This window comes from Alteromonas sp. AMM-1, assembly GCF_047290655.1.
GTDB classification, from domain to species: Bacteria; Pseudomonadota; Gammaproteobacteria; order Enterobacterales; family Alteromonadaceae; genus Alteromonas; species Alteromonas mangrovi.
The window spans coordinates 1-12,360 of record NZ_JBLBUE010000102.1 but is presented as its reverse complement, the minus strand read 5'-3'; the positions used below and the strand labels follow the sequence as shown (position 1 = coordinate 12,360).

The following is a 12,360-nucleotide window of genomic DNA, read 5'->3' as shown; positions in this document are numbered from 1 at the left end:
GAAAATGGTAGTGTTTGGACAGGACAAAGCCATTGAGACGTTAGCGGATGCAATTCATTTGTCTCGTGCCGGACTGGGTAATGAGCAAAAGCCCATTGGTAATTTCCTGTTTGCTGGTCCAACGGGTGTGGGTAAAACAGAAGTTACCCAGCAACTGGCCAAAATTATGGGCGTTGAACTAGTGCGTTTTGACATGTCGGAATACATGGAACGTCACGCAGTAAGCCGATTGATTGGTGCGCCTCCTGGTTATGTGGGCTTTGATCAGGGTGGGTTGTTAACCGATGCTGTCATCAAACACCCTTATTCGGTGGTCTTGTTAGACGAGATCGAAAAGGCGCACAGTGATATTTACAATATTCTGTTACAGGTAATGGATCACGGCAGGTTAACCGACAACAACGGTAGAAAAGTCGATTTCCGCAACGTTGTGTTGGTGATGACCACAAACGCCGGGGTACAGGAAACCGTGCGCAAGTCGATTGGCTTTAAGCAGCAGGATCACAGTCACGATGCGTTGTCTGAGATAAACAAAGTATTTTCGCCTGAATTCCGCAACCGTTTGGATTCCATCATATGGTTTAACCACCTGGATGCAGAGGTGATCCTGCAGGTTGTTGATAAGTTTATTATCGAGTTGCAGGCACAGCTCGACAACAAAGGTGTGTCACTTGAGGTATCTCCTGCTGCAAGAGCGTTCCTGGCGGAAAAAGGTTATGACAAAGCAATGGGCGCGCGGCCAATGGCGCGTTTAATTCAGGAGTCACTGAAGAAAGAGCTGGCTAATGAACTACTGTTTGGCAAGTTGAGTAGTGGTGGGGATGTCGTAGTTGATCTGAAAGACGACAAACTTACGTTTAGCTATAACTCTCAGGACAAAGTAGCCTCGGCAACGGAGTCCAGCGAATAAGCGGCCTTACTCTGAAATACAAACCAAAAAACCCGAACTGATAGTTCGGGTTTTTGTTTTTACCGGTTCCGGTAATTGCAAGGCGGTCTGTGCATCCGCGTATTGATTAGCGGGCGCGGTAAACGATACGGCCTTTTGACAGGTCGTAGGGCGTCATCTCAACCGTTACCTTATCGCCAGTCAGAATACGAATGTAGTTCTTACGCATTTTGCCTGAGATATGAGCAGTCACAACGTGACCATTTTCTAATTCAACACGGAACATGGTATTAGGCAGAGTATCCAGTACCGTACCTTCCATTTCAATACAATCTTCTTTCGCCATCTAGAGCAATAACCTCAATAAACTGTCAATTTTTTCGCCGCGCAGACCTTAACCAATTCACTGCCTTATGTAAAGCAATTAATGTGTTAAATGCGCTATTTGGATGTCTTGCTTCGCTATTTTTACTGCTATCGAACAGATGTGTTAGCAGTGTGTAACAGCACCTGTTGAAATTTATCTGTGTCCTCCGAATTATTAATGCGAAACCACTGATGATTGGCATAGCGCTCGTGGGGAAAATACTTACTTTTGTAGTTCATTTTTCGACAGTCATCTATTTGATAGCCCAAATACAAAAACTGTTTTCCTTGTTGAGCGGTTACCTGAATTTGATTCAGGATCATCCAGGCGCCTAATGATTGTTTTTCGTAGCTGGGGTCGAAGAAACTATACATGGCCGAATAACCAGAATGACCTAAAACGCCGTCTACTTCGTCAGTTACTGCCACACCTACAAGTTTGTCATGATCATAAGCTTCAATAAACAAAGGACGTGACCATGCACAGGCCAGAAAACCTTCAAATTGCTCCAGACTGGGGGGAAACATGCTGCCGTCAGCATGACGTTCATTGATGTAGTTGGCGTAGAGGGGATAATAGTCTTCCCCGGGAGAGCGCGACAGCTTTACGCTTAGGTGTTTGTTTTTGTTCAGCACCCGGCGCTGAATGCGTGATGGTTTAAATTCCAGCACCGGCACCCTGATGGATTGACATGCAAAGCATTGCTGGCAGTAGGGTCGGTAGATTTGATTACCACTGCGTCTGAATCCTGCCTGGATTAACTGTGGATAATGAAAAGAACAAGCGCTGTTGTTGCCCACAAACACCAATAATTGCTCATCCCTATCGGGCAAATAGCTACAATTGAATGATTGTGTTATTCCAAACTTCATTTACAACGTGATGGTTTGCGGCTGCCAACGATGAGCATATTCTTGACCGATATAGCCTTCAGAATCAAGCGTTAGATTTCGTGCAGCGAGTTTTTTGATAAACTTGCTGCGGGGAATCGCTTGTGCGCCAAGACTCATTAAGTGGTCAGTGGGTAGCTGACAATCAATAAAACTGCCGTCGTGTCGCTGCATATGCGCTACCAAATGTGCCATGGCCAGTTTTGAAGTATTCGGCTGACGATGAAACATGGATTCGCCGCAAAAAACACTGCCTATAGCAACGCCATAAAGTCCACCTACAAGCTGACTGTTATCCCAAACTTCTACCGAATGCGCCAGCCCTAATGCGTGTAGATGGAGATAAGCATTGATCATGTCCTGGGTTATCCAGGTTGCGGTAGAGGTTGTTACTGAGCCATTTCGACGTCGTTGTTGGCGGGGAATCGTTGCGCAAGTATTAATAACCGCATGAAAATTCTGATTTAGCGTTACTGTATAGCGTTGTTTTCTAATCAGCTTTGCAAGGCTGGTACTGCAAATGAAATCCTCAAGTGGAATGATTGCTCTCACTGAGGGGGACCACCACAAGATTGGCTCTCCTTCACTGAACCATGGAAATATTCCGTTAGAGTAAGCCGTAAGCAGTCTGCCTGGTGATAAATCTGCGCCATATGCTAACAGGCCGTCTGGATCATCGAGGGCCTCGTTCACGGATGGAAAAGGCGTGTCGGCTTCAAGGTAAGGCAGGGTTATCATGTGTCTTAAACCAAAGCGGCACCATCAGGTGCCGCTAAATCGGGGTTACTTAAGTGCGTCGAGGAAGCGCTCTGCATCCAATGCGGCCATACAGCCGGTACCAGCTGATGTAATGGCCTGACGATAGATATGATCACTCACGTCGCCAGCGGCAAAGACACCTTCAACACTGGTTTGTGTTGCATTGCCTTCGGTGCCGCTCTGAACCTTAATGTAGCCGTCTTTCATCTCTAACTGACCAGCAAATATATCGGTATTGGGTTTATGACCAATCGCCACAAACAAGCCCATTACCTCTAACTCTTCAGTTACATCAGAATCGGTAGCCTTAATGCGTACACCAGTAACGCCCAGTTGGTCGCCTAATACTTCGTCCAGGGTGCGATTCAGGTGCAAAACAACGTTGCCGTTTTTGGCTTTATCCATCAGGCGGTCGGCCAGAATCTTTTCGCTGCGGAAGCTGTCACGACGGTGAATTACATGCACTTCTGAGGCAATGTTAGACAAGTACAGCGCTTCTTCAACTGCGGTGTTTCCACCACCTATCACAGCGACCTTTTGGTTGCGGTAGAAAAATCCGTCACAGGTAGCACAGGCTGAAACCCCTTTACCCATAAATGCCTCTTCAGACGGCATACCCAGGTATTTGGCAGAAGCACCAGTTGCAATAATAAGTGCGTCACACGTGTAGGTGCCACTGTCGCCGTAGAGGGTAAACGGACGTTTCGTCAGATCGGTTTTGTTGATGTGGTCGAAAATAATTTCAGTGTTAAATTTTTCGGCATGATGTTGCATACGTACCATTAAGTCCGGACCTGTAAGTCCCTCTGGATCGCCTGGCCAGTTTTCTACTTCCGTTGTGGTGGTAAGCTGACCACCTTGCTGCATACCAGTGATCAGGGTAGGTTGCAGGTTTGCGCGTGCAGCATAAACCGCCGCTGTGTAGCCGGCCGGGCCTGAACCTAAGATGAGTAGACGTACGTGTCTGCTTTCTGCCATGTTTGTCTCCAGTGTTAACTCATTCCCTGATGGCTGAAATGAGCATTTAAATAGAATTTGTGTACGACATATTGCCCGTTTAAGATTGAATCATCTTAACACGAACGCATACCGGACAACGGGAATTAATACCATTAGTGAGGTCAAATCAGGTACTTTCAATAGTGCCGCTATGATATTATTTATTGCGCTAAAAAATGACCTTTTTTCGTGTTTCAGGTCTATTATTAGTATTACGCTTGTAAAAGCAATTCAGCTCAGTAGTTGAATGACGCTAAACCAATGAGGTTACTTATGGCTCAGTCTGTAACAACGATGCTAAAAGACGGACAGGATTACATGAAAACCTGGCCGCTTCGCAAAGAATTGTACGCGCTGTTTCCTGATTGCAGGGTAGTGGCTGCTACCCGGTTTGCCATTAAGGTTATGCCGCCAGTTGCAGTATTGGCGTGCGCTTCAACTATCAATGTGTTGGGTAGCGAACATATTCCTCAGGCCATCGCCATGGGCGCGTTTTTTCTGAGTATGCCAATGCAGGGTTTATTGTGGTTAGGGCATCGTTCAAATCAAACACTCCCCCCTGCTATTCAATCCTGGTATCAGGACATTCTTTCCAAAATGCGCGATCAAGGGTGCTCCGTTCAGCACAGCAAAGGAAAACCCCGCTACCGTGAATTAGCCAACGTGTTGAAAATGGCGTTTGAGGATCTCGATAAGGCGTTTACCCGCAATTGGTTCTAACTCGCTTTAATGATGTAATCAGACTAATCAACTAATGGCGTTAACGTTGTGCGGCATTGCCTGCATAAGTACTGACGTTTGCCTCGAACCACGGCGTTGTGGCGGCGAATGCTTAACGCTACAGGCCCGCATTCACATCTATACTCAACGGTTTTAAGTTGCAGTGGAGCAAGGTCAAAACTGTGACGGGTATTGGGTTGGCATTCAAACACTTCCGACATCATAGCTTGCCATTCTTTGCCATGTGGCTTTACTCTGCCGTAAAGGCGATATACCAATAAATGACTTACTTCGTGTGGAATGACATCAGTAAAATAGGCCTCTCTGTTATGAGCAAACAGTGTGGGATGCAGGTTAATTCGGTTTTGTTGTAAAAACGCGGTACCGGCGTGTTTACCACTTCGGCGATAGGTTAGCAGAGGACGCGGAAATGACCGCTTGAAAAACAGCTCCGCCCTGGCATAAAGCTGCTCAAGGCGGAGTGCAATATCACTTTTGTCTGACTGCTTAATCAATGTGCCTCAACCACATTGCATGGCATACACAGCGTATAGATACCATTCGGGTCGTTCAGACTGGTTAACACGTCAATATCATTCAGCGCTGTTTTCAGTAAGCCCATGAAAGGAGACTGTGTATCACCAAACTGGAATTTAACGGCATATACCAGGGCTTGTCCGAAGAATTCTTTCCAGAATTGTTCTTTAGGCGACAGTTTGCGTTGAACGTAAACCGATTTGTAATTTTCTAAACCAGCTAATTCGGCCGCTGCATCGATGGCAGCATTGAGGTCGCCCAGTTCATCCACTAAACCATGTTCAAGGGCATCTGTACCAATCCATACCCGGCCTTGTGCTATCTTGTCTACGTCTTCTACCGTTAAACCGCGTGAGTTGGCTACAATCGACAGGAACTTGCTGTACTTGCTCTCCACACTGCGTTGAATAAACTGACTGTACTGTGGACTTAACCCTCTGGCCGCTGATACGCCTGCCATGTCGGTAGTGGCAACACCGTCGGTATTAATCCCCAGATAATCCAGGCTGTTTTCGTATGTCATGAACATGCCGAACACGCCGATTGAACCGGTGATGGTACTTGGCGAAGCAAAGATCTTATCTGCGTCGGTAGAAATCCAGTAACCACCGGATGCTGCGTAGGTATCCATGGATACTACCACAGGTTTACCCGCGGCTTTCAGATTCAATATTTCCTGACGGATGATTTCTGAAGCCGAGGCACTGCCTCCGGGAGAGTCTACCTGAAATACCACTGCTTTAACGTCGTCGTCCATACGTGCCTGGCGAAGTAGTCTGGCAGTACTGTTACCACCAATTGTACCTGCGATTTGCTCACCATCCAGAATAATACCTTTCGCAACCACAATGCCTATTTTGTCGCCATGAGGCACAGGCATTGGTATCGACGGGTTTACAACACTGTTGTAATTGTGGAACGACGTAATGTTAAAGCCAGTTTTGTTATCGGCTTCACCAACTAACTCTACCATTTCCAAGCGAATATCTTCGCGGGTTTTCAGTGCATCAACCCAACCGTTTTGCAACGCATAGGTAGCTAAGTCGCCATCCGCTGTTTCAAATTTCTCGTTCAGTTGCGCCAGGGTGTCATCAAAGTTAGATAGCTCCATGTTTCTTGCACTTGCTACATCGGCTTTGTACTGCTCCCAATAGGCATCTAACCAGCGTTGATTGCTTTCTTTGGCTTCAGGTGACATGTCTTCGCGCATATAAGGTTCAACGGCGGATTTGTATGTACCTACACGGAAAATATGCGTGGTGATTTTTAATTTCTCTAATGCACGTTTGAAGTACATCTGATAATTGGCGTAACCTTCTAGCATAATTGCGCCCACCGGATTCATATAAACATGATCGGCATGCGCTGCAAGGTAATATTGGGTTTGCGTATAGTAATCTGCAATGGCGTAAACCGGTTTACCCGAGGTTTTGAAGTCGTCTATGGCTTCTGCAACCGTGCGTAACTTGTTCAGACCTGCGCGTCTTAAGCCCTGTAAATCCAATACCAGCGCTTTTATGCGCTTGTCTTGTTTGGCGTTATCCAGCACAGATACTACATCGCGGATCAGCACTTCAGGATCATCAGGGTCTTCATTAAACGCTTGTTGGAAAAACTGTTCAGCGGGGTCAATGGCGGTCTTTTCAATCACTAACGAGCCATTGAGCGTTAACACCAACGCGCTGTTTTGCACCACTTTTACAGTTTGATCTTCTTTGGAAGCAACAATAAAAATGCCAACAATAATGACGAGGAAAATAATGTTAAAAAATAACTTTCGACAAAAATTGAGGACAGTCCATAGACCTACAAACAGGGCTTTTGTCCAACTTGTGCTTTTTTGAACCATATTGACTACATACCTACGCTACATTTCATTGTTATGTTATCTAAACTCACATAATTCGCGAATTAAATTTGTAATGAATTGTAATAACTCATTTCAACTGATGTTTGGATTTATTTAACGGCGGGCTTCTTTTTCTCGATTCGTCAGCAGTGAGCCATTGCTGAATAACCCGGGCAATCTGCACATGCTGCTCGTTCGAAAGTGCCATCAACAAACGCCCATTGCGCTTGCTATAGCGAACTTTTCGATGTCCTCGTTGCATAATACGTAAAAAATTACTCATAACCTGAAAGTTTCATGATGATTTAACGTTCTTATAGGCCATATGGATGAAACGTTGCCATGAATTTGCAGCGTACACCACTATTAATCGGTTAAGTGTAACGTTATTCCGGTTAACGATACGCGAATATGACGTTGAATAGAACAAAGTGCAACTGACCTTGTGTATAAGTTCATCTGAGTCTGTCAGAACAATAAGCAGGAAAGCAACAGTGATTAATCTCATTCAATCTCTGCAACAGAGACTTAACGCAGCCGTAAGTTATTTAGATGGCTGGTGTCTGCTGTTGGTTAGGTTATATTTGGCGCCCGTTATGATGCAGGCTGGCTGGCAAAAGTTTTCACACTTCAACGACACTGTTGCCTGGTTTGGCGATGCTGACTATGGTCTGGGCTTGCCTTTTCCCGCACTTTTGGCTGGACTAGCAACGGCGACTGAGTGTATTGGCGGAGCCTTGTTGTTACCAGGATTAGCCGTACGTTGGGTGAGTATTCCACTGTTGTTCACCATGATGGTTGCCATGATTACCGTGCATGCTGAAAATGGCTGGCTGGCGATTGCAGACGCTAACAGCTGGCTGGCGGATGGCACGATTCTGTCTAATCCAACGGTAATGGCCGCGCCTGAAAAACTCAATGCTGCCCGTTCGTTGCTGGAGGAGCACGGATATATTGACTGGCTTACCAGCAGTGGCAATTTTGTGATCCTGAATAACGGGATTGAATTTGCCGCTACCTATTTTGTTATGTTACTGGTGTTGTTGTGCTTTGGGGCAGGGCGGTATACCAGTGTAGATTATTACCTGTCATGCTATTTCTTGCGTCAAAGCCGCTTGTAAATAAACGGCGCTGACGTTATCGTCTCTGAGTCTTTTGTTTTCATCTTTTCGCAGGCAGTTGTGTCTGTTTGCGTTGATTAACTAATTAGAGGCATTAGAGGCTCATGGATGCTTTAACACTTTTACTGAACCGTCGTTCCCAACCTCGTCTTTCTGCTCCTGCGCCGCAAGGCGACGCATTGGAAAACATCAAGCAGGCAGCATTGCGCGCCCCTGATCACGCAGGATTAACGCCCTGGCAATTTCTGGTGATTGAGGGAAAAGGGCTGGATAAACTGGGTACGCTATTTGAACAATCTGCGATTGATAACGACAAATCTGAGCGCGAAATTCAACGTGCACCTCAGTTACCTGAACGTGCCCCTATGATTATTGTGATTGCTACACAATATAAAGAACACGAAAAAGTGCCACAGAATGAGCAATTTGCTTCTGCTGCGTGTGCCGCAATGGCTATGCAAATGGCCGCAGTAGCCCAGGGCTTTCAGGGAATTTGGCGCACAGGAGATTATGCTCATTGTTCTATTGTAAAGGCGGGATTGGGCATAGCCGAACAAGATGAAATAGTGGGATATATGTATTTGGGTACTCCCAGTCAGGACTTACCGGAAAAACCTGTACCTACTACTGCGGACTTTTTCAGAGTGTGGCCAGCAAGTTAGAGTCTTGCTTCAAAAAATACAGCAAACATAAAAAAAGCCAGTTGTTTTCAACTGGCTTTTTAGCACTTCGTGTTCAAATCCTGCGTATTATTCTACGTCAATGATTTTAAGGGCGTTGGTTGCGCCAATTGTTTCCATCCGATCTCCGTGAGTCAGAATGAACGTATCACCTGATTCTACCAAACCATGCTTTTTGAGCAGAGCAACAACGTCATTTTTCAGTTCGCCAGGCGCACTGTCTGCGGAGTTAAAGTACATAGGTTTTACACCGCGGTATAACGCCATGGCGTTTAACGCTTCTTCGTGACGTGATAATGCAACAATAGGCAGCTTAGTGGTGATGCGCGACATTAAACGCGGAGTACTGCCACTTTCTGTTAAACCTACAATGGCTTTAACGCCTGGCAGGTGATTCGCTGCATATACTGCAGACAATGCTATGGTTTCACTCACTGAATCGAACATTTCATCCAAGCGGTGTTTAGAAAACTTAATGCTGGGATGTGTTTCTGCACCTTCACACACACGGGCCATTGCGCGTACGGTTTCTACCGGGTAATTACCGGCAGCAGTTTCCGCTGACAGCATTACTGCATCTGTGCCATCCAGAACAGCATTTGCCACGTCCATTACTTCTGCACGGGTTGGCATTGGGCTGTCGATCATGGATTCCATCATTTGCGTAGCGGTGATAACCACTTTGTTCAACTGACGTGAACGCGCGATCAGTTTCTTCTGAACGCCTACCAGTTCAGCATCGCCAATTTCAACACCTAAATCTCCACGGGCTACCATCACAGCATCAGATGCACGAATGATATCGTCAATCGCTTCGTCGGTGGCTACCGCTTCAGCGCGTTCTACCTTGGCACAAATTTTTGCTTTACATCCCGCGGCTTCTGCTAACTGACGGGCGTAGTCTAAGTCAGCGCCGCTACGAGGGAATGACACAGCCAGATAATCAACGCCAATGGCGGCTGCTGTAATAATATCGCGCTTGTCTTTTTCTGTAAGCGCTTCAGCAGACAAACCACCACCCAGGCGGTTAATGCCTTTATTATTAGACAGTTTGCCGCCTACCGTAACAACGGTGTGTACTTTACGGCCTTCCACGCTGGTTACTTTTAACTGAATTCTGCCATCGTCCAGCAACAGAATGTCGCCAGCACTTACATCGTCAGGAAGTGCTTTATAATCTATACCTACCTGCTGCTCATTACCTGCGTCGCGGTCCAGCTCAGCATCAAGAATGAAGTCTGCGCCAATTTTCAGATGAACAGAACCATTCTCAAAGCGAGAAACACGGATTTTCGGGCCTTGCAGGTCACCCAGAATTGCAACGTATTTACCCAGGTTACTGGCGGCTGCACGAACTCGCTTAGCGCGTTCGATATGATCTTCTGCCTGTCCGTGTGAAAAGTTCATTCGAACCACATTGGCCCCAGCGGCAATAATGGCTTCTATCATTTCTTGGGTATCTGTTGCTGGGCCTAATGTCGCTAATATTTTTGTTCGTCTCGTCATAGTGCTTTTCGCTTTCGTGTTAAGTGAGGGGACTATCTTAGGGAATACTACTGTAAATCTATTTCGTAATTTAATTACAAAATACTAGACGAATTTGACCAAATTGTGAATGGCAGATTAAAGATTCTTTATAAGAATTATTTTTTACTGGTGTAAAAACTGTACAGGCATTGTAAGTAATTAATATTTTCTAAATAAAAATAGATAAATATAAGCCGTTGTGATGAAAAGTCCTTCACTTTGTTATTCATCTACTTCGTTGTGTCGTTGCAGTGTCATTTGATGTAAGGGAGATCAACTAAGTATAAAAAAAGAGGCACTTCGGCCTCTTTTTCTCTGAACATGTTATTGGGCAAGGCAGCCGTGCTAACTGCCGCGCTTTTCAAAACGCGAGCCGCGCAAGGTATCTTTTACCCGCTTGAGATTTTCACGAAATTTATTTCCGCGACGCAGAGTAAAGCCGGTAGCTAATACGTCGATTAAGGTTAACTGTGCAATGCGCGATGCCATTGGCATATACATGTCGGTGTCTTCGGGCACTTCGAGTGAAAGCACATAAGTACATTCCTGCGCCAGAGGACTGTTTGCAGACGTGATCCCTACTACCGTAGCGTCATTGGTTTTAGCTATCTGCGCAATTTCAACTAGACTCTTGGTGCGACCGGTATGGGATATCAGCACAACTACATCACCCGAGCCGCAATTCATGCAACTCATGCGTTGCATCAGAATATCCTCGAAATACACAACGGGAACGTTAAAGCGGAAAAACTTATTCAGCGCATCATGTGCAACTGAAGCGGAAGCGCCCAAACCAAAAAACGAAATGCGCTGTGCCTGCGTCAGCAAATCCACTACGCGATTAACGGTATTAACGCACACGGATTGACGTGCTACTTCCAGTGACGCCATGGTAGATTCGAATATCTTGGTCGTGTATTCGTCTGGCCCATCATTTTCATCAACATGACGGTTTACATAAGGAGTACCGTTGGCCAGGCTTTGCGCTAAATGGAGCTTAAAGTCGGGGAATCCCTTGGTATCCAAACGTCGACAAAACCGGTTGACCGTGGGCTCGCTCACGTCTGACATTTTCGCCAATGTTGCTATACTGGAGTGAATTGCAGATTGTGGATTTGCCAGTATTACTTCTGCCACTTTGCGCTCTGACTTACTGAACGCCGATTTATGTTGTGTTATTTTTTCTAAAATATTCATATTCTTGCAGTTACACTTCAGTAAAATAGTGTGTTTTCCCATGCGATATACTACTGAATATGAAAGAACGTACAAGAAAAATGTAATTTTTTAACATTATTTACAGCATCGATTTCCAAAATGAAACTGTATTGACGGGGGCTGTAGCCTACTATGGCGTATCGTTATAAAATCATCCGGAATGATAAGTTGTAATTTTACTACATTTGTTGTTAACTATATGGCAACAAAATACCCCGATAGCGTCGGCTTTGACCGCCGCTATCCGAACAATTTGAAATAAGGCCGATTACATGGTGATGGATAGTTCTTTTGAAGCCTGTGATTTTGTGTTGTTTGGCACTAAAGGTGACCTTTCACGACGCAAGCTGTTACCCTCGCTGTATCAGTTGGAAAAAGCAGCGTTGTTGCATCCCGACACAACAATTATTGGTGTTGCTCGCCAGGAGCAGTCGAACGAAGATTATGTAACAGATGTTCGCGCTGCACTGAATGAATTTGCCGGCGAAACCCTGTGTGAAGAAACATGGGAACGTTTTCAGGCACGCCTAGCATATGCGCAGATCGATATGAAAGATATCGCAAGTTACAGCGCACTTGAAAAGCATGTTAATGCTAAACGCACAATGGTGTGTTATCTGGCAACACCTCCAGCCATATACGGCGATATTTGCCGTGGTTTGCATGGTTGTAACATTATCGACTCCAGCGTTCGCCTGGTGCTTGAAAAACCCATCGGTCACGATCTGAAATCGTCAAAAGTCATTAATGAGCAGGTGGCTGAGTACTTCGACGAAAGCCAGATTTATCGTATCGACCACTATT

Annotated in this window: 13 protein-coding genes and 1 pseudogene; 5 read left to right on the top strand and 9 right to left on the bottom strand. The window is 45.6% G+C overall.

Translation table 11 applies throughout. The annotated features are described in order from the left end of the window. Positions 1-910 (top strand): AAA family ATPase (locus ACLR2L_RS14330; RefSeq protein WP_413368955.1); only part of this gene is annotated, 910 nt, incomplete at its 5' end. Positions 911-1,016: 106 nt separating this feature from the next. Here ACLR2L_RS14330 and infA read toward each other — a convergent pair. From infA to trxB, 4 genes are all read right to left on the bottom strand, one after another. Beyond that, a complete protein-coding gene (gene infA, locus ACLR2L_RS14325; RefSeq protein ID WP_070175908.1) occupies positions 1,017-1,235 on the bottom strand; it encodes a translation initiation factor IF-1 in 219 nt (72 codons plus the stop codon). Between the two features lie 128 nt (positions 1,236-1,363). Then, positions 1,364-2,128: an arginyltransferase gene (locus ACLR2L_RS14320; protein ID WP_413368952.1), complete on the bottom strand. Its 765-nt coding sequence runs from the start codon at positions 2,126-2,128 to the stop codon at positions 1,364-1,366. Beyond that, positions 2,129-2,884 carry a leucyl/phenylalanyl-tRNA--protein transferase gene (aat, locus tag ACLR2L_RS14315; RefSeq protein ID WP_413368950.1) on the bottom strand — a complete coding sequence of 252 codons (756 nt, stop codon included), beginning with the start codon at positions 2,882-2,884 and terminating at the stop codon, positions 2,129-2,131. A 45-nt stretch (positions 2,885-2,929) separates the two neighbouring features. Continuing rightward, complete coding sequence (trxB, locus tag ACLR2L_RS14310; protein ID WP_413368948.1) at positions 2,930-3,883, bottom strand: thioredoxin-disulfide reductase; 954 nt, start codon at positions 3,881-3,883, stop codon at positions 2,930-2,932. Between the two features lie 294 nt (positions 3,884-4,177). Here trxB and yfbV point away from each other — a divergent pair, with 294 nt between their 5' ends. Continuing rightward, the gene (gene yfbV / locus ACLR2L_RS14305) at positions 4,178-4,624 is read left to right on the top strand and encodes a terminus macrodomain insulation protein YfbV (RefSeq protein ID WP_413368946.1); all 447 of its coding nucleotides are present in this window, start codon (positions 4,178-4,180) and stop codon (positions 4,622-4,624) included. 23 nt (positions 4,625-4,647) lie between these two features. On the opposite strand, the gene ACLR2L_RS14300 is transcribed toward yfbV, so the two are convergent. The 3 genes from ACLR2L_RS14300 to ACLR2L_RS14290 form a co-directional block, all read right to left on the bottom strand. After that, positions 4,648-5,139 (bottom strand): SprT family zinc-dependent metalloprotease, encoded by a 492-nt coding sequence (locus ACLR2L_RS14300; RefSeq protein ID WP_413368944.1) that lies wholly within the window; start codon positions 5,137-5,139, stop codon positions 4,648-4,650. Next, positions 5,136-7,010 (bottom strand): signal peptide peptidase SppA, encoded by a 1,875-nt coding sequence (gene sppA, locus ACLR2L_RS14295; RefSeq protein WP_140956822.1) that lies wholly within the window; start codon positions 7,008-7,010, stop codon positions 5,136-5,138. Before sppA ends, ACLR2L_RS14300 begins: the two co-directional genes overlap by 4 nt. Positions 7,011-7,098: 88 nt before the next feature. Next, positions 7,099-7,293 carry a hypothetical protein gene (locus ACLR2L_RS14290; RefSeq protein WP_413368942.1) on the bottom strand — a complete coding sequence of 65 codons (195 nt, stop codon included), beginning with the start codon at positions 7,291-7,293 and terminating at the stop codon, positions 7,099-7,101. A gap of 211 nt (positions 7,294-7,504) precedes the next feature. Between ACLR2L_RS14290 and ACLR2L_RS14285 the strand changes: the two genes are divergently transcribed. Beyond that, positions 7,505-8,131, top strand: coding sequence for a DoxX family protein (locus ACLR2L_RS14285; RefSeq protein ID WP_413368940.1), 627 nt, complete (start codon positions 7,505-7,507; stop codon positions 8,129-8,131). A gap of 104 nt (positions 8,132-8,235) precedes the next feature. After that, positions 8,236-8,793 carry an NAD(P)H nitroreductase gene (locus tag ACLR2L_RS14280; RefSeq protein ID WP_413368938.1) on the top strand — a complete coding sequence of 186 codons (558 nt, stop codon included), beginning with the start codon at positions 8,236-8,238 and terminating at the stop codon, positions 8,791-8,793. A gap of 87 nt (positions 8,794-8,880) precedes the next feature. Here ACLR2L_RS14280 and pyk read toward each other — a convergent pair whose 3' ends face one another. Both pyk and ACLR2L_RS14270 read right to left on the bottom strand, forming a co-directional pair. Further along, a complete protein-coding gene (pyk, locus tag ACLR2L_RS14275; protein ID WP_140956825.1) occupies positions 8,881-10,317 on the bottom strand; it encodes a pyruvate kinase in 1,437 nt (478 codons plus the stop codon). A gap of 366 nt (positions 10,318-10,683) precedes the next feature. Next, positions 10,684-11,535: a MurR/RpiR family transcriptional regulator gene (locus tag ACLR2L_RS14270; RefSeq protein ID WP_140956826.1), complete on the bottom strand. Its 852-nt coding sequence runs from the start codon at positions 11,533-11,535 to the stop codon at positions 10,684-10,686. A gap of 293 nt (positions 11,536-11,828) precedes the next feature. Here ACLR2L_RS14270 and ACLR2L_RS14265 point away from each other — a divergent pair. Further along, a pseudogene (locus ACLR2L_RS14265) lies at positions 11,829-12,360 on the top strand (glucose-6-phosphate dehydrogenase); the annotation flags it as partial.

Bases quoted from the DNA above. Each gene is read 5' to 3' on its own strand.
- infA (WP_070175908.1), bottom strand. From the start codon at position 1,235: ATGGCGAAAGAAGATTGTATTGAAATGGAAGGTACGGTACTGGATACT.
- ACLR2L_RS14320 (WP_413368952.1), bottom strand. From the start codon at position 2,128: ATGAAGTTTGGAATAACACAATCATTCAATTGTAGCTATTTGCCCGAT.
- aat (WP_413368950.1), bottom strand. From the start codon at position 2,884: ATGATAACCCTGCCTTACCTTGAAGCCGACACGCCTTTTCCATCCGTG.
- trxB (WP_413368948.1), bottom strand. From the start codon at position 3,883: ATGGCAGAAAGCAGACACGTACGTCTACTCATCTTAGGTTCAGGCCCG.
- yfbV (WP_413368946.1), top strand. From the start codon at position 4,178: ATGGCTCAGTCTGTAACAACGATGCTAAAAGACGGACAGGATTACATG.
- sppA (WP_140956822.1), bottom strand. From the start codon at position 7,010: ATGGTTCAAAAAAGCACAAGTTGGACAAAAGCCCTGTTTGTAGGTCTA.
- ACLR2L_RS14290 (WP_413368942.1), bottom strand. From the start codon at position 7,293: ATGAGTAATTTTTTACGTATTATGCAACGAGGACATCGAAAAGTTCGC.
- ACLR2L_RS14280 (WP_413368938.1), top strand. From the start codon at position 8,236: ATGGATGCTTTAACACTTTTACTGAACCGTCGTTCCCAACCTCGTCTT.
- pyk (WP_140956825.1), bottom strand. From the start codon at position 10,317: ATGACGAGACGAACAAAAATATTAGCGACATTAGGCCCAGCAACAGAT.
- ACLR2L_RS14270 (WP_140956826.1), bottom strand. From the start codon at position 11,535: ATGAATATTTTAGAAAAAATAACACAACATAAATCGGCGTTCAGTAAG.